This is a genomic window from Amycolatopsis sp. NPDC003676 (genome assembly GCF_053587275.1).
Window position 1 is genome coordinate 1 of record NZ_JBSFNS010000081.1, and the last position, 15,225, is coordinate 15,225.

Sequence of the window (15,225 nt, forward strand, 5' to 3'; positions counted from 1 at the left end):
GGCGAAACCCGTGCTGACGCTGTTCGGCGCGAGCTACGCCGCCGACGCCCGGAACTGCCTCGTGGCACGAGCAGGCGGCAGCTTGGCCTCTTGGCGGCAGCCTGGCCTCGGTGGTTGCCGGGGCGTCGTGAGTGCTGGTCGCGGTTAGAGCCGGGATTGCCGCTCACGAGGGGCCGGGTCTGCGGGGCTGCGTAGGGGTGTCGTGAGTGCTGGTCCCGGTTCTAACCGGGATCGCCCCTCACGAGCCCCCGGTGATCGCCTTCATTCCGGACACTTTCCACTCGTCGCCCTGCCGCACGAGGTCGAGGTGCACCGGCAGCCGGTTGTCGCCGGGGTTCTGGCCGCCGCTGGTCGTCAGCAGCGCGGCCAGCACCGCCGACGCATGGGTGCCGTCGGGGCTGAGTTCGGTCAGCGCGGCCGTCGAATCCGGGCCGTAGCTGGCCTTCTTCCCGGTCTGCTTGATCCGGTCCACGGTCTCCTGGCGGCTCTTGCGGAACTCCGTCAGCAGCGGCTCGGCGGCGACGTTCTCCCAGGCCGTGTAGTTCGCGTCGATGTTCTGCGGGTCGACGGTCATCAGGATCCCGCCGTCCCGGCGAGCCGCCTCGACCGCGGAATCCCTAGTCGCCGCAAGGCCTTTCGCTCCAGCGGCGGCCGAGGCGATCGGGCCGCGCGGGTCGAAGTTCAAGTCCTGCAACAGCCAGTGCCCGTTCGTCCGGACCGCGGCGACCAGCATGAGCGCGCCCGCCTGGTTCGTGGCTCCGTCGGGGCGCTTGCTGTGCTGCGTGGCTGCCACGAGCATCCGCGCGTGGTCCGGGGTCAGCTCGGCCAATCCCGTTTCCACGACCTGCGTCTGCGTGCTCACCGGTTCGGTGCGGACCTCGGCGAAGGTCTTGTCGAACTGCGCGCGGGCCGCGCCGGTCAGGTATTCCTGCTCGGTTTTCGCGACCTCGTCTGGCTTCGTGGAGTCGTAGGTGAACGCGCTCTCCACGGCCTTTTTGATACCGGACACCGCGTCGCTGGTCGCCTTGGCGTCCACATAGGCCACATTCGCCGGAGCGGGCGCGGACGGGGACGGCGGCGCGGGCGGTGCGGTTTGCCCGGACACAGCTCCGCTGCAACCGGCGGTGAGCAGGGCCGCGGCGAGGACAGCGCGCCTCACAGCAGGCCCGCCTCCCGCGCGAGAGCACCCGCTTGGAACCGCGACGTCGCACCCAGCACATCCATCAATTCGGCCACCCGCCGACGGTACGTCCGCAGCCCGACGCCCATCTCCCGGGCCGCCTTTTCGTCCGTGGAGCCGGAAGACAGGAGGTCGAGCAGCTGCGGCGTGTACTGGCGCAACTCGGCGAACCGCGTCTCGTACGCCTCGAAAGCGGTCGACGAGCGCCAGGCGGCCTCGTACAGCGACGAGATGCCGCGCACCAGATCCGGTTTGCTCACGACGCTGTAGCCGGGCCCGTCGGCGAGGATGGCGACGCGGCCGTCGAGCAGGATCGTCTCGTTGATCTCGTGGTCGCTGATCCGGACTTCCGCGCCGAGCCGGTGCAGCGTCCGCAGGTGCTCGGCTCCGGCCGGGTCGAGCAGCACCCGCGAGAGATAGACCTTCCGGATCCGCAGCTTCCGCTGTTTCGGCAGTTCCTGGGCGAATTTCTGCATCGCGGACCAGGTGTGCAGATCGTTCGCGGCGCAGGCGAACTCGTCCGCGCCGGCGAGCAGGTGCCCGGCGCGTTCGACCAGTTCACGCTCGTCGCGCAGGTTCGCGATTTCCTCGGCTCGGGGCACGTCGTCCAGTGTTCCCGCGTTGGCAGCTTGCTGCCAAACCCACCGCCGGGATTGACGAGGAAGCAGGCTGGAGACATGACCGAAACGACACTTCCCGCCGCTGCCGCGGGCACCTGGCAGCTCGGCTCCCGCACCGTCAACCGCCTCGGCTTCGGCTCGATGCGGCTCGGCGGCTCGCTCGACCCGAACGCGCCGGTCGACGCCGACCGCGCGATTTCCGTGCTGCGCCGGGCCGTGGAGCTGGGCGTGAACCACATCGACACCGCGGCGTTCTACTTCGGCGCCACCTGGTCGGCCAACGCCCTGATCAAGGCCGCGCTCGCCCCGTACGGCGACGACCTCGTGCTGACCACCAAGGTCGGTCCGTCCCGCGATGAATCCGGCCAGTTCCGGCCGTTCGCCCGTCCCGACGAGCTGCGCGGGCAGGTCGAGCAGAATCTGCGCGAACTCGGCCGCGACCACATCGACGTCGTCAACCTGCGCATCGGCACCGGCCTCGACCGTGGCACCGGCTCGCTCGCCGAGCATTTCGGCGCGCTGGCCGAACTGCGCACCGAGGGGCTGATCGGCGAGCTGGGGATTTCCAACGTCAGCGCGGAGCACCTCGCCGAGGCGCAGGCGATCGCGCCGGTGGTGTGCGTGCAGAACCAGTACGGCCTCTCCGCCCGCCGCGAGGACGACGAGCTGCTGCGGCTGTGCGGCGAGCAGGGCGTGGCGTTCGTGCCGTTCTTCGCGGTCGCGAGTGGACAGTCCGGCGTTGATGAGCGGGTCGCCGAGGTTGCGCGGCGGCACGAGGTGACGGACGCTCAGGTGCGGTTGGCGTGGACGCTCGCGCAGGGTCCGCACGTGCTGGCGATCCCGGGCACCAGTGACCCGGCTCACCTGGACCAGAACGTCGCCGCAGCGGCGCTGAAGCTGACCGATGAGGACCTCAAGACCCTCGACGCCCGCTGAACGCTAAGCGCGTGGATTTTGCCGAAACATCTCGATCGGGTGAACAGGGCCTGACCCCAAGGCGAATATGTACCCCTCAGGTGTCACTCGCCTCACGACAGGGCTTCCAGGACTAGGCCGGAAGGCTACCGGGATGCTTACGATTCCCCCGTGACCACGCCTGTTGTCCTGCTGACGGCCATCGGCGCTCTTGTCGTCGGCGCGGTCGCCGGTTTCCTCGCGGCGCGGGCCCGGGCCCGGCGCGAGGCGGCTCGGCCCACTGGCCCGACCGTCGCGGAGCTGCTCGAACGGCTGATCCGCTCTTCCAACAACGGCGTCATCGTGCTCAACCGGTTCGGCGACCTCGTGCTGCACAACCCGCGGGCGTACGAGCTCGGCCTGGTCCGGGTGAACCAGGCCGACCCGCGGGCGCGCAAGGCCGCCGAGCAGGTGGTCGAGACCGACGAGCCGATGGAAGTCGACCTCTCGCCGCTGGAGAGCCGGGGCCGCCGCCAGCCCGAGGCGGTGCTCGGCGAGGTCCGGCCGCTCGGCGACGGGTTCACCGTCGTCGAGGCCGTCGACCACTCCGAGGCGATCCGGCTGGAGGCGGTCCGCCGCGACTTCGTGGCCAATGTCAGCCACGAGCTCAAGACCCCGGTCGGCGCGATCGCGCTGCTCACCGAGGCCGTGCTGGACGCCGCCGAGGACGTCGAGGAGGTTCGTCGTTTCGGCGGCAAGATCCTGCGCGAGTCCACCCGGCTGGGCCAGCTCGTCACCGAACTCATCGCGCTCTCGCGCCTCCAGGGCGCCGAACGGCTGCCGGACCTCAACGTGGTCGAGGTCGACGCCGTCGTGCGCGAGGCGCTCGGGCGCACCACGCTCTCCGCGGAATCCGCGGAAATCACCATCACCACCGACGCGCCGAGCAGCCTGCTCATCGAAGGCGACCGGACGCTGCTGGTCACCGCGCTGTCGAACCTGCTGGAGAACGCCGTCGCGTACTCGTCGCCGGGCAGCCCGGTGTCCATCTCGCGCCGGCTCGCCGACGGCATGGTCGAGATCGCGGTGACCGACCGCGGCATCGGCATCGCCGAGGACGAGCAGCAGCGCGTGTTCGAGCGCTTCTACCGCGCGGACAAAGCGCGTTCGCGCGCCACCGGCGGCACCGGGCTCGGACTGGCGATCGTTAAACACGTCGCGGCCAACCACGGCGGCTCGGTCGGCCTGTGGAGCCGACCCGGCACCGGGTCGACGTTCACGCTGCGCATCCCCGCGCACGTGCGCACCGAACCCGCCGACACCGCACGCAAGGCCGCGCCCGCGCGGCCGGACAAGACCCCCGAGCGGACACCCCGGCTCGTGGCAACCGGGCAGGAAGTCTCCAGCCCAGACCATGGAGGAAACCTGTGACGAGGGTTCTCATAGTCGAGGACGAAGAGTCCTTCGCCGACCCGCTCGCCTTCTTGCTGCGCAAGGAAGGCTTCACCGCGGCGGTGGCTGTGACCGGCCAGCAGGCGCTTGAGGAGTTCGACCGCAACGGCGCCGACATCGTGCTTCTCGACCTGATGCTGCCCGGGATGAGCGGCACCGACGTCTGCAAGCAGCTGCGGCAGCGCTCCGCGGTGCCAGTGATCATGGTGACCGCGCGCGACAGCGAGATCGACAAGGTCGTCGGGCTGGAACTCGGCGCCGATGACTACGTGACCAAGCCGTACTCGGCGCGCGAGCTGATCGCGCGGGTGCGCGCGGTGCTGCGTCGCGGCGGCGAGCCGGGCACGGACGGCGAACTCGCTCCGCTGGTGCTGTCGGCCGGACCGGTGCGCATGGACGTCGAACGGCACGTGGTGACTGTGGACGGCGGCGAGGTTTCGTTGCCGCTCAAGGAGTTCGACCTGCTCGAGTACCTGCTGCGCAACGTCGGCCGGGTGCTGACCCGCGGCCAGCTGATCGACCGGGTGTGGGGCGCGGACTACGTCGGCGACACCAAGACCCTCGACGTCCACGTGAAGCGGCTCCGCTCGAAGATCGAACCGGACCCGGGTTCGCCGCGGCACCTGGTGACCGTGCGCGGGCTCGGCTACAAGTTCGAGACCTGAGCCGTCCAATCGGGCCGTCCGTGAAGGACTCCTCGAGGGAATCTGATTCCTTCAAGGGGTCCTTCACGGCTTTTGTCCGGGTTTCAGCGCATACCGTGCCGGATCGCGCACGCTGAGTTGATGTAGATCCGAGTGGAGTTGGTTACAGTTTCGAGACCTGGCACTGGGACCGGTACGCTGAATCCTCGTGCGCCTAGGGGTACTCGACGTCGGTTCCAACACCGTCCACTTGCTCGTGGTCGACGCCCACCGTGGCGCCCACCCGACCCCGATGCACTCCGAGAAAACGATGCTGCGGCTGGCCGAACAGCTCACCGGCTCCGGCGAACTGAGCCGTCCCGGCGAGGACGGCCTGGTCCGGGCGGTCGAATCGGCCAAGGCCGCGGCCGCGCGGCTCGGCTGCGAGGACGTGCTGGCGTTCGCGACGTCCGCGGTGCGCGAGGCGAAGAACTCGGCGAAGGTGCTGGCCAGGGTGACCGCCGAAACCGGCGTCAACCTGCGCGTTCTCTCCGGCGCGGACGAGGCGCGGCTCACCTTCCTCGCGGTGCGCCGGTGGTACGGCTGGTCGGCCGGGAAACTGCTGGTGCTGGACATCGGCGGCGGGTCGTTCGAGGTCGCGATGGGCCGCGACGAGGAACCCGAACTCGCCGAATCGCTCCCGCTCGGCGCGGGCCGCACGACCCGCACGCGCTTCCGCAACGACCCGCCGACCCGCTCCGAGGTCGTCGCGACGTCGGCCTGGCTCGAGGACCAGCTCGCCGGGCTCGCGAAGAAGGTCGCCGGACAGGGCATGCCGGACCGCGTCGTGGCGACCTCCAAGACGTTCCGCTCGCTCGCCCGGCTGACCGGTGCGGCCCCCTCGGCGGCGGGCCCCCGCGTGCGCCGTACGCTCACTGACACTGCCCTTCGCCAGCTCATCGCCTTCATTTCGCGGATGACCGCCGCGGATCTGGCTCAGCTGGAAGGCGTCAGCGGGAGCCGGTCGCACCAGCTCGTGGCGGGCGCGCTGGTGGCGCAGGCCGCGATGCGGGCGCTCTCCCTCACGGAGTTGGAGATTTGCCCCTGGGCGCTGCGAGAGGGTGTCATCCTGCGGCGGTTGGACCACGCCAATGGGTCGGACGAAACTGGTACCGCCATCGCTGGCGTTTCGGCGAGCGGGGAGGACCGGTGACAGCAGCGGACTGGACTTGGCCGACGAAGACCAGGCACGGTGAAGAGGTGACGGACATGCACTGCACGGTGTCGATTGCGCGCGGCTCCGGAGGCAGGTGTGCCCGAGTGACCACAACCAACCCCGAGCGCGCTTTGGACAGCACGGTATGACGGACCAGACCGGCGGCGACCAGCCCCAGAAGACTGTGGCCGAACTGCTCGCCCAGCACGGGCAGCAGGTCGACGGCGCACGGCGACGCAGGCGCAGGGCGGCCGATGACGAGGACGAGGCCGCCCCGCGGCGCTCGAACCTCACCGACACCGGACCACAGGCGATCATCGACCGGGTGGCGTCGGAGGGCGGCACCCCGCCGCCTCCTTCGCGTCCCCCGGGCGGCCGTCGCCGTCCGGACGCGGCTCCGCGACCAGCGCCGTCCGCGCCGCCCGCACCGCAGGAATCGGGTCAGTACCCGCGTCCCGGCCAGCAGCCGTCGGGGCAGCACCCGATGAACGGGCAGCAGCCCTCCGGGCAGTACCCGGCTCCTCAGGAGTCGGGCCAGTACCCGGTGAACGGCCAGCAGGACTCCGGCTACGCGCGTCCCCCGGCGCCGCCGCAGGAATCCGGCCAGTACCCGCGACCGGGCAACGGCCAGCAGGATTCGGCCTACGTGCGCCCGCCCGCGCCGCCGCAGGAGTCGGGCCAGTTCGCCCGGCCCGCGCCGCCCGCGGCTGGTCCGCAGGGCACTGGCTACCTGCGTCCCGCCGCTCCGCAGGACTCGGGCTACGTGCGTCCGCCCGCGCCGCCGCAGGAATCCGGGCAGATGCCGGTTCCGCCGCGCGGCCGTCCGCCGCGTCCGCAGGCCGCTGACGAGGAGACCCGCGGCGCGGTGCCGCCGGTCCGCCGTCGTCCGGCCCCGCAGGCTCCGCCGCCGCCCCCGCAGGACGGCGGCCTGGCGGCCCGGCTCGACGGTCTCGACGGCGACGCCCCGGAGCCGCCCGCGCCGCCGATGGCGAGCGGCGCGTTCCCGGCGCCCGGCGCCCCGGCCGCTCCGCCCAATCGGCCGCGGCGCGCTCCGGCCCGCCGTCCGGCTCCGAAGCAGGAGCCGCACACCGAGCAGTTCGACGCGGTCGACGGCCTGCCCGCCGAGAGCGTCGCCGAAGACGCTCCGCCAGCGGGTCTCGCCGGCTGGCGGCAGCGCCGGCAGGCGGAGCAGCTGGAGGACACCGAGGTCGGCATGATGCCGGCCGTCCCGCCCGCTGGTGCGGAGCCGGAACCGGCCGCGGAGTACGCCGAGGACGACTACGTCGACGACGGCTACGAGGACGAGTACCCGCCCGCCGCCGCGGACTACGACGGGGGCCCGCCGACCGCGGGCTACCCGGCCCCGATGCCGTTCGCGCCGGGAGGCAAGGACCACGTCGAGGACGACCTCTCCGAGTACGAGCGCGAGTTCGCCGAGCCGTCGGGCTATCCCGAGGGCCAGCCGGACTTCGAGGGCGACGACGGCTACGGGTACGAGCACGCCGAAGGCTACGAACACGCCGAGGGCTACGCCGAAGGCGACGAGTACGACGACTACCCCGAGGAAGCCGTCGCCGAAGACGCGCCCGAGGCCGAGCCGGAACCCGCGGTGTCCGCGGGCAAGCAGTGGCTGACGCTGGCCGGACAGCTCGCGCTGGGCGTCGTCGGCGGCGCCGCCGTGTGGCTGGGCTTCAACTGGCTGTGGGTCAACCTCGCGCCCGCCGCGCTCGTGGGCGCGCTGCTGGTGATCGTCGCGCTGGTCTGGATCGTGCGGAAGATCCGCCGTGCCGAGGACCTGCAGACGACCTTGCTGGCGATTCTCGTCGGGCTGGTGGTGACGGTGTCGCCCGCGGCGCTGTTGCTGGTGGCCAAGTAGCCCGCCGCCGGGGACCCTGGGGCAGGATGGGCGCGTGAGTGAGAGCGCGCCCGTCCCCGTGGGTTTGAGCACTGCCTCGGTGTGGCCGCTGCGCGCGGGCGCGGCGTTCGAGCTGGCCGCGGACCTCGGCTACGACGGCGTCGAGGTCATGGTGTGGGCCGACCCGATCAGCCAGGACGTCTCGGCGATCCGGCGCTGGTCGCGGCGCACCGGGATGCCGGTGCTGTCGGTGCATTCGCCGTCGCTGCTGATCACGCAGCGGATCTGGTCGCCGGACCCCGAGGTGCGCCTGCGCCGCTCCGTGGACGCCGCGCTGGAACTCGGCGCGCGCACGGTCGTGGTGCATCCGCCGTTCCGCTGGCAGCGCCGCTACGGCGACGCGTTCGGCGATCTGGTGGACGAGCTGGAGGACGCGAGCGGCGTCGACGTCGCGGTGGAGAACATGTTCAAGGTCCGCCCGCCTGGCGGCTCGCGTGATGCGCGGGTGTCGGCGTTCCGGCCGTCGATCGACCCCACGGATGTCGGATTCCGGCACTACACCTTGGACCTGTCGCATTCGGCCGCGGCGCGGATGGACGCGCTGGCACTGGCCGACCGGATGGGAGCCGGGCTGAGCCATGTCCATTTGGCGGACGGGACGGGAATTCCGAAGGACGAGCACCTGATTCCGGGGCATGGCGGGCAACCTTGTGCGGAATTGTTGGAAAAACTGGTGAGCGACGGCTTTTCCGGTCAGGTGGTGCTGGAAGTGAACACCCGGCACGCGACGGGGGCGGCTTCGCGGGCGCGGGCGTTGGCGGAGGCATTGTTGTTCGCCCGGTTGCATTTGGGGCAGTGATCCGGGTGCGGAATTGCTGGAAAAGCTGGTCAGACATGGCTTTTTCGGCCCAGGTAGTGCTTGCGGGCAACACTCGTCACGCGACCGGCGCAGCGTCGCGGGCCCGCGCAGCGGCGGAGACATTGCTCCTCGCCCGGCCGCGCCCAGGGCAGTGATCCGCGGCTCCGGCGAGCAGTCGTGCGCGGCCAGCCGCCCGGCCGCATTTCGGGCCGCGTCCGCGGGTGATCTTGCTCGGCTGTCCGGGCGGTCCCTGCCCGGCTCGGCTCGCAAAGGCGGCCGGGCACCGTAAAGTGCGGGCGTGACCTCGCTGCCATCGCCGTCTCCAGTCTTCCCCGGACCCGGTTCCACGCGCCGTATCGCCGTGGCCGGTCGTCCGTGAGCGCGGCCGACGACACCGCGACCGCCTTCGACGCGGCCACCGCAGTCCGGTCGCTCGGGGACGGGACGTTCACCGCGACGTTGCGTTCGGAATGGGCGATCGCGGTCCATCCGCACGGCGGGTTTTTGGTGGCATTGCTGGTAAAAACCGCCGCCGCCGCGTTGCATGAGCGCGGGGACGCGACTGTCGATCCGCTCGCGGTGAGCACCGAATTCCTGCACGCGCCCGCGCTCGGTCCGGTATTGCTGCGGACCGATGTGCGCAAGGTCGGCCGCCGCGTTTCGGTCGTCGCGGTCTCGCTCGAACAGCGCGGCCGCGCTTGTGTCGAGGCGCGGGTCACGGTCGGACGGTTGCCGATGCGCCGTTCCGAATGGACTGACCTGCCGCAGATGCCCGCCGAACCGCCGTCCAGCGCGTTGCAGCTCGGCAAGGACACTCCGGAAGGCCCGTTCCACCTGTCTGCCGCCTGCGACGTGCGACTCGATCCGGCGACCGCGGGGTTCGTGTCCGGACGCGCCGGAGACCCGCCGCGGCTGCGGATGTGGGCCCGTCCGCGCGTCGGCCAGCCCGACGTGTACTTCGCGCTCCTGGCGGGCGATCTCAACCCGCCGGTGGTGGCGAACCTCGGCAGGCACGGCTGGGCCCCGACCGTCCAGATGACCTCGCTGGTGCGGACTCGCCCGGCTCCCGGCTGGCTGCGGATCCTCGTCGAAGCGCGCTCGGTGCACGAGCCGTGGTTCGACTCGGACGCGACCGTCGTGGACGCACAAGGCCGTCTCGTCGCGCAGGTGCGGCAGCTGGCGCTCGCCCCGGCACCGGGCGGCTGAGCCGCGTTTGGCACGCTGGCGGCATGAGTGTGATCGCGGTGCTGGGTGCGGGAAAGATCGGCGAAGCCCTGCTGTCGGGCCTGCTCAACGGCGGCCACGAGCCAGGCGACCTGCTCTTCACCGAGCGGTACGAGGAGCGGGCGCGCGAGCTTGAGGCGCGCTACCCGGGCATGAAGGCGGCGACTGTCGCGGACGCGGCCCGGCGGGCGGACATCCTCGTGGTCGCGGTGAAGCCGCAGGACATCGAGCCGGTGCTGGACGAGCTGGCCCAGCTGCTCGGAACGGCGTCGCTGGTCGTCTCGCTGTGCGCGGGACTGCCGACCGCGCTGTACGAACGCCGCCTCGCTTCGGGGGTGCCGGTGGTCCGCGTGATGCCGAACACCCCGATGCTGGTCGGCGAGGCGATGAGTGCGATCTCACCCGGCAAGCACGCGACGCCCGAGCACGTCGCGACGGTCAAGGAACTGCTCTCGCACGTCGGCCAGGTCGTCGAGGTGCCGGAGCGGCAGCAGGACGCGGTCACCGCACTGTCCGGATCCGGTCCGGCGTACTTCTTTTACCTGGTCGAGGCCATGATCGACGCCGGCATCCTGCTCGGCCTGCCGCGTGCGCTCGCCGGGCAGCTGATCATCCAGTCGGCGGTCGGCGCGGCGAAGATGCTCGCCGAGGGCCAGGACCACCCGGTGCTGCTGCGCGAGGCGGTGACGTCCCCGGCCGGGACCACCATCAACGCGATCCGCGAACTGGAGAAGCACGGCGTGCGCGCGGCGCTGCTCGACGCGATCGAGGCCGCCCGCGACCGCTCGGAGGAGCTGGGCCGCGCCCACGAAAACTGATCGTCCGCCTGGTCACCGCAGCCCAGGCCCGCCCCAATGCGGCATTGGGCGCATCTGACGCACCCAATGCCACATTGGGGCGCTTCGGCCAGCCGCGTGCGAGGGTTCTCGCCCTCGTCGCCGGGCCTGGCGCGCTGGTCGCGATGCCGAGGTACGTGAGGGGAACCCCGAGGGACTCTGATTCCCTCAGGGTTCCCCTCACGTACCTTCGCGGGAACCGAGCCACGCAGCGTCTCGCCAGGCGGCGCACCGCATTCCCCCTGGCCAGCAACGCTGTGATGAACGCGCCAGCGCACTCGGCCCGGCGCGGGGTGGCGTGCGGTGCTTCGGCGCGGTGATCGCAGGGCCGCACGGGCGAGCCCGCTGGTCCGTTCAGTGCCGGTGCTGCTGCGGCGGGGCGAACGGCCGACTCCGGCAAAACGGACAGCGATGGGCCGTCCGGGCTATCCGAAGCCCCAGGTGAGGGCCCATCCTGGTGACAGGCGTCGCACGAGTCCCACCTGTCCCGCTACCCTCGGAAGAGCACGTGCGTGTCGATACCACAGGTGGGGAAGCCTCGTGGCGCGACACGTGTCGAAGGACGCGGTAAACATGTCGCCGAACAAGAGGGAGGATTTGCCCGCGGTAGGGCAGGTCCAGTTTTTGACAGTCGCCGAAGTGGCCACGCTGATGCGGGTCTCGAAGATGACCGTGTACCGCCTGGTGCATTCGGGCGAACTTCCCGCGGTCAGAGTCGGGAAGTCCTTCCGGGTGCCGGAAAAAGCGGTGCACGAGTATCTGCAGGGTGCTTACTTCGACGTGGGCTGACCGGTCGCCGGGCATGCGTCAAACCATGCCCGCCGACCGGCCCGCGCCGGGACGCTAGTAGCCTGGTAAACCGCTCGTGCCTGTGCGCTCCACCCGTTGGACGCTGCGCCGGGCAGCGTGACCGACGACAAGAGGAGCGCCCATGGGTTCCGTGATCAAGAAGCGCCGCAAGCGCATGTCCAAGAAGAAGCACCGCAAGCTGCTGCGCCGCACGCGCGTGCAGCGGCGCAAGGCCGGCAAGTGAGCCGTCCGCGCGGTTGAGGTTTCGTGGCCCGTCCAGTCTCTGGACGGGCCACACTCATGTTCGGGCCCGAGTACGCCCGATCGAGTGAGGCGCGTATCGCAATCCGGACGTCCCTCGTAAAAACGAGGTAAGCCCTGGTCAGAAGGGTCCCTGCGGCCGGTAACATGGCGGGCGCATCAGCGCGATGCTTCCAGCGAGTGCAGGTTCGCGCACCCCGAGTGATCACTCCGTCTTGCACACTGCTGCCGATCAGGGAGTTCCATGGCCTCGAACATCGTGCTCGTCACCGGGGTCGCCGGCGACCTCGGCGGCAAGCTGCTCGCCCGGCTCGGAGCCCATCCGGATCTTGAACGCGTGATCGGCGTCGACACCGCGCCGCCCGCCAAGGACGTCCAGCAGCGGATGGGCCGCGCCGAGTTCGTGCGCGCCGACATCCGCAATCCGCTCATCGCGAAGGTGATCAGCAGCGCCGAGGTGGACACGGTCGTGCACACCTCGTGCACCGCGCACCCGGCCGGGCCGAGCAGGCGCGCGGCAGTCAAGGAAGTCAACGTCATCGGCACTATGCGGCTGCTCGCCGCGTGCCAGCGCGCGCCGAAGGTGCGCAAGCTCGTCGTGAAGTCGAGCGCCGCGGTGTACGGCGCGGGCGCGCGTTCGCAGGCGGTGTTCACCGAGGATTCGGAGCTGATCCCGCCGTCGTCCAGCGGTTACGCGAAGGACGCGGTGGAGATGGAGGGCTACGTGCGCGGCCTCGCCCGCCGCCGCCCGGACCTGACGATCACCCTCCTGCGGTTCGCGAACATCATCGGCCCCGAGGTCGACACCGTGCTGGCCCGGTACTTCTCGCTGCCGGTCGTGCCGACGGTCTTCGGCTACGACTCCCGGCTGCAGCTCCTGCACGGTTCAGACGCCCTGTCAGTGCTGGAAATGGCGACCGTGGAAGACCGGCCGGGCGTGTTCAACGTCGCCTCCGAGGGCGTGCTCACGCTGTCGCAGGCGATCCGCCGGGCGGGCCGGGTCGGGCTGCCGATGCCGCGCGGCGTCGTGCCGTCGGTCGGGAAGCTGCTGCGCGGGGCCCGGCTGGTCGATTTCTCAGCCGACCAGGTGCGGCTGCTGAACTTCGGCCGCGCGGTCGACATCACGAAGCTCAAGAAGGAATTCGGGTACACGCCCCGCTGGACCACCCGCGAGGCGTTCGACGACTACGTGGCCGGCCGCGGCTTGCGTCCGGTGCTCGACGGCGGCGCGCTGGCCGGGCTGGCCGGGAAAGTGCTCGAGGCCGCCGCCACCGGGCAGGCGCGCCGATGAACCACGCGACGAGGGCCGGAAGTGAGGCGAATCCCGTGAATGGTGCTGAGGCACAGGTCATTCCGCTGCATGGACCCGGCCGGGAGAAACCGGCCGAGACGCCGGAACCGGTCGAGGAGCGCGTGGACGCGCCGGTCGTCGAGTTCCCGGCGCAGCCGTCCGGGCCGGTGCGCGAACCCGCGGCCGATCCGCTGTCGGAGTCGGTCCGCAGCGCGCTCACCTTCCTGCGCCACCGGCTCACCGGCGACTACGCGGTGGACGAGTTCGGATTCGACGCCGAGCTCACCGAGACGCTCGTGCTGCCGCCGCTGCGCGCGCTGTACGAGAAGTGGTTCCGCGTCGACACGTTCGGCGTCGAGAACCTGCCCAAGGCGGGCGGCGCGCTGCTGGTGTCCAACCACTCCGGCACCTTGCCGCTCGACGCGCTGATGACCGCGGTCGCGGTGCACGACGAGACCGGCGGGCGGCACCTGCGCGGACTCGGCGCGGACCTGGTGTTCAAGCTGCCGCTGGTGGGTTCGTTCGCGCGCAAGTCAGGGCAGACGCTCGCCTGCAACGCCGACGCCGAACGCCTGCTGACCAACGGCGAACTCGTCGGCGTGTGGCCGGAAGGGTTCAAGGGCGTCGGGAAGCCGTTTTCCGCGCGGTACAAGCTGCAGCGCTTCGGCCGCGGCGGCTTCGTGTCCGCGGCGATGCGCGCGGGCGTGCCGATCATCCCGGTGTCCGTGGTCGGGGCCGAGGAGACGTATCCGAAGATCGGCGAGCTGAAGGTTCTGGCGCGGCTGTTCGGGCTGCCGTACTTCCCGGTCACGCCGTTCTTCCCGCTGCTGGGCCCGCTCGGCGCGGTGCCGCTGCCGACGAAGTGGACCATCGAGTTCGGCGAGCCGATCCGCACCGACGACTACGGCCCGGACGCGGTCGACGATCCGATGCTGGTGTTCACGCTCACCGACCAGGTGCGCGAGTCGATCCAGCATTCGTTGTACCGCAGGCTTTCCCAGCGCCGCAGCGTGTTCCGCGGCTGAGTTTCAGCCGGGCAGGTGCCAGCCGCGGCGCACTGAGCGTTCGCAGCGCTGAGGTTCGTCGCCGACGCTGACGAACAGCGCGGTCAGCAACGGCGCGCCGTGGTCGAGGGTGGTGCGCGGCAAGGGTCCGTTGGCGACCAGCGAGACCAGGCCGTGCGCGATGGCCCAGCTTTGCGTCGCGAGTTCGAGCGCGTCGAGGCCTTCGCGGTATCGGCCGGTGTCGCGTCCTCGGGCGGCGGCTTGCACGAGGTACTCGAGGGTGTCGTCGGCGGCTTGGGCGTCTTCCAGCTCGAAGTTGGCGTCGAACATCACGCGGTACAGGTCGGGATGGTCGAGCGCGTTGCCGAGGTACGCGGAGATCAGCGCGGCGTGGTCGCGTACTGGATCGGCGGACGGGCGGACCTCGGCCATCCGGTGCGCCAGCCGGGTAAAACCCTCCTGGCGCAAGGCTTTCCAGAGGCCGTCCATGTTGTCGAAGTGCGTGTAGACGGCCATCGTCGACACTCCGGTCCCGGCCACGAGCGAGCGCAGGGTGATCGGTTCGCGGGTGCGGAGCATCTGCGCTGCCCGTTCGAGCAGCAAGGTGCGCACTGCCGGATCTTTCGCCCTCGCCATGGCGGCATTCTATAGCATTGCAATGCTATGTTTGAAGTACCGAAGATCATTCACGGCTTCAGGAGGAAACATGGCCGTCACCCTGGTCAACCCGGCTGCGCTGCCGCAGGTCGGCCTCTACCGCCAGGTGTCCGTCGCGACTGGCTCTAGGACGGTCTACATCGCCGGGCAGGTGGCGCGGACGGCCGACGGCGGGCACGTCGGGGACGGGGACTTGGCCGCGCAGGTCGAGCAGGCTTACCTGAACGTCGCCGCGGCGCTGGCCGAGGTAGGCGCGACGTTCGCCGACGTGGCGCGGTTGACGGTGTACTTCGTCGAATGGTCGCCGGAGAAGATGGGCGAGTTCGTCGAGGGCGTGCAGCGGGCGGAGAAGAAGCTCGGGGTGACGGTGCAGGCGCCGTTGACCGGCATTGGAGTGGCGTTTCTGGCGGAGCCGGACCTGTTGGTGGAGGTCGAGGCTACTGCGGTGCTGGACTAGGTCGTGA

At 70.7% G+C, this 15,225-nt stretch carries 16 protein-coding genes; 13 read left to right on the top strand and 3 right to left on the bottom strand.

Annotation, left to right across the window (positions count from 1 at the left end):
* Positions 1 to 238: 238 nt before the first annotated feature.
* Both ACWDNU_RS32905 and ACWDNU_RS32910 read right to left on the bottom strand, forming a co-directional pair.
* Complete coding sequence (locus ACWDNU_RS32905) at positions 239 to 1,159, bottom strand: hypothetical protein (protein ID WP_449671744.1); 921 nt, start codon at positions 1,157 to 1,159, stop codon at positions 239 to 241.
* Positions 1,156 to 1,782, bottom strand: a complete 627-nt coding sequence (locus tag ACWDNU_RS32910) for a DNA-binding response regulator (protein WP_370932336.1) — start codon at positions 1,780 to 1,782, stop codon at positions 1,156 to 1,158. The genes ACWDNU_RS32905 and ACWDNU_RS32910 overlap by 4 nt, the downstream gene beginning before the upstream one ends.
* A gap of 75 nt (positions 1,783 to 1,857) precedes the next feature.
* On the opposite strand from ACWDNU_RS32910, the gene ACWDNU_RS32915 reads away from it, so the two are divergent.
* The 12 genes from ACWDNU_RS32915 to ACWDNU_RS32970 all read left to right on the top strand — a co-directional run bounded on the left by ACWDNU_RS32915 (position 1,858) and on the right by ACWDNU_RS32970 (position 14,125).
* A complete protein-coding gene (locus ACWDNU_RS32915; RefSeq protein WP_449671745.1) occupies positions 1,858 to 2,736 on the top strand; it encodes an oxidoreductase in 879 nt (292 codons plus the stop codon).
* 150 nt (positions 2,737 to 2,886) lie between these two features.
* The gene (locus ACWDNU_RS32920; RefSeq protein WP_449671746.1) at positions 2,887 to 4,125 is read left to right on the top strand and encodes a sensor histidine kinase; all 1,239 of its coding nucleotides are present in this window, start codon (positions 2,887 to 2,889) and stop codon (positions 4,123 to 4,125) included.
* On the top strand, positions 4,122 to 4,811 hold the full coding sequence (locus ACWDNU_RS32925; protein WP_344288160.1) for a response regulator transcription factor: 690 nt from the start codon (positions 4,122 to 4,124) through the stop codon (positions 4,809 to 4,811). Before ACWDNU_RS32920 ends, ACWDNU_RS32925 begins: the two co-directional genes overlap by 4 nt.
* Before the next feature lie 187 nt (positions 4,812 to 4,998).
* Positions 4,999 to 5,982 carry a Ppx/GppA phosphatase family protein gene (locus ACWDNU_RS32930; RefSeq protein ID WP_449671747.1) on the top strand — a complete coding sequence of 328 codons (984 nt, stop codon included), beginning with the start codon at positions 4,999 to 5,001 and terminating at the stop codon, positions 5,980 to 5,982.
* 148 nt (positions 5,983 to 6,130) lie between these two features.
* Positions 6,131 to 7,861, top strand: coding sequence for a hypothetical protein (locus tag ACWDNU_RS32935; RefSeq protein ID WP_449671748.1), 1,731 nt, complete (start codon positions 6,131 to 6,133; stop codon positions 7,859 to 7,861).
* Between the two features lie 34 nt (positions 7,862 to 7,895).
* Positions 7,896 to 8,699, top strand: a complete 804-nt coding sequence (locus ACWDNU_RS32940; protein ID WP_116206086.1) for a sugar phosphate isomerase/epimerase family protein — start codon at positions 7,896 to 7,898, stop codon at positions 8,697 to 8,699.
* A gap of 375 nt (positions 8,700 to 9,074) precedes the next feature.
* A complete protein-coding gene (locus ACWDNU_RS32945) occupies positions 9,075 to 9,905 on the top strand; it encodes a thioesterase family protein (protein WP_449671749.1) in 831 nt (276 codons plus the stop codon).
* Between the two features lie 23 nt (positions 9,906 to 9,928).
* Positions 9,929 to 10,741 (top strand): pyrroline-5-carboxylate reductase, encoded by an 813-nt coding sequence (gene proC / locus ACWDNU_RS32950; protein ID WP_449671750.1) that lies wholly within the window; start codon positions 9,929 to 9,931, stop codon positions 10,739 to 10,741.
* Positions 10,742 to 11,332: 591 nt separating this feature from the next.
* Positions 11,333 to 11,548 (top strand): helix-turn-helix domain-containing protein, encoded by a 216-nt coding sequence (locus ACWDNU_RS32955; RefSeq protein ID WP_033291067.1) that lies wholly within the window; start codon positions 11,333 to 11,335, stop codon positions 11,546 to 11,548.
* 142 nt (positions 11,549 to 11,690) lie between these two features.
* Entirely contained in the window at positions 11,691 to 11,792 is a 102-nt protein-coding gene (locus ACWDNU_RS32960) for a 30S ribosomal protein bS22 (RefSeq protein WP_007030867.1), read from the top strand.
* Between the two features lie 261 nt (positions 11,793 to 12,053).
* Complete coding sequence (locus ACWDNU_RS32965) at positions 12,054 to 13,100, top strand: NAD-dependent epimerase/dehydratase family protein (RefSeq protein WP_449671751.1); 1,047 nt, start codon at positions 12,054 to 12,056, stop codon at positions 13,098 to 13,100.
* A complete protein-coding gene (locus ACWDNU_RS32970; RefSeq protein ID WP_449671752.1) occupies positions 13,097 to 14,125 on the top strand; it encodes a lysophospholipid acyltransferase family protein in 1,029 nt (342 codons plus the stop codon). Before ACWDNU_RS32965 ends, ACWDNU_RS32970 begins: the two co-directional genes overlap by 4 nt.
* A 3-nt stretch (positions 14,126 to 14,128) precedes the next feature.
* On the opposite strand, the gene ACWDNU_RS32975 is transcribed toward ACWDNU_RS32970, so the two are convergent.
* Entirely contained in the window at positions 14,129 to 14,740 is a 612-nt protein-coding gene (locus ACWDNU_RS32975) for a TetR/AcrR family transcriptional regulator (protein WP_370932327.1), read from the bottom strand.
* A 70-nt stretch (positions 14,741 to 14,810) separates the two neighbouring features.
* Here ACWDNU_RS32975 and ACWDNU_RS32980 point away from each other — a divergent pair, with 70 nt between their 5' ends.
* The gene (locus tag ACWDNU_RS32980; RefSeq protein ID WP_370932326.1) at positions 14,811 to 15,218 is read left to right on the top strand and encodes a RidA family protein; all 408 of its coding nucleotides are present in this window, start codon (positions 14,811 to 14,813) and stop codon (positions 15,216 to 15,218) included.
* The last annotated feature ends 7 nt before the right edge of the window (positions 15,219 to 15,225 follow it).

Bases quoted from the DNA above. Each gene is read 5' to 3' on its own strand.
- ACWDNU_RS32980 (WP_370932326.1), top strand. From the start codon at position 14,811: ATGGCCGTCACCCTGGTCAACCCGGCTGCGCTGCCGCAGGTCGGCCTC.
- ACWDNU_RS32970 (WP_449671752.1), top strand. From the start codon at position 13,097: ATGAACCACGCGACGAGGGCCGGAAGTGAGGCGAATCCCGTGAATGGT.
- ACWDNU_RS32935 (WP_449671748.1), top strand. From the start codon at position 6,131: ATGACGGACCAGACCGGCGGCGACCAGCCCCAGAAGACTGTGGCCGAA.
- ACWDNU_RS32955 (WP_033291067.1), top strand. From the start codon at position 11,333: ATGTCGCCGAACAAGAGGGAGGATTTGCCCGCGGTAGGGCAGGTCCAG.
- ACWDNU_RS32975 (WP_370932327.1), bottom strand. From the start codon at position 14,740: ATGGCGAGGGCGAAAGATCCGGCAGTGCGCACCTTGCTGCTCGAACGG.
- ACWDNU_RS32915 (WP_449671745.1), top strand. From the start codon at position 1,858: ATGACCGAAACGACACTTCCCGCCGCTGCCGCGGGCACCTGGCAGCTC.
- ACWDNU_RS32960 (WP_007030867.1), top strand. From the start codon at position 11,691: ATGGGTTCCGTGATCAAGAAGCGCCGCAAGCGCATGTCCAAGAAGAAG.
- ACWDNU_RS32965 (WP_449671751.1), top strand. From the start codon at position 12,054: ATGGCCTCGAACATCGTGCTCGTCACCGGGGTCGCCGGCGACCTCGGC.
- proC (WP_449671750.1), top strand. From the start codon at position 9,929: ATGAGTGTGATCGCGGTGCTGGGTGCGGGAAAGATCGGCGAAGCCCTG.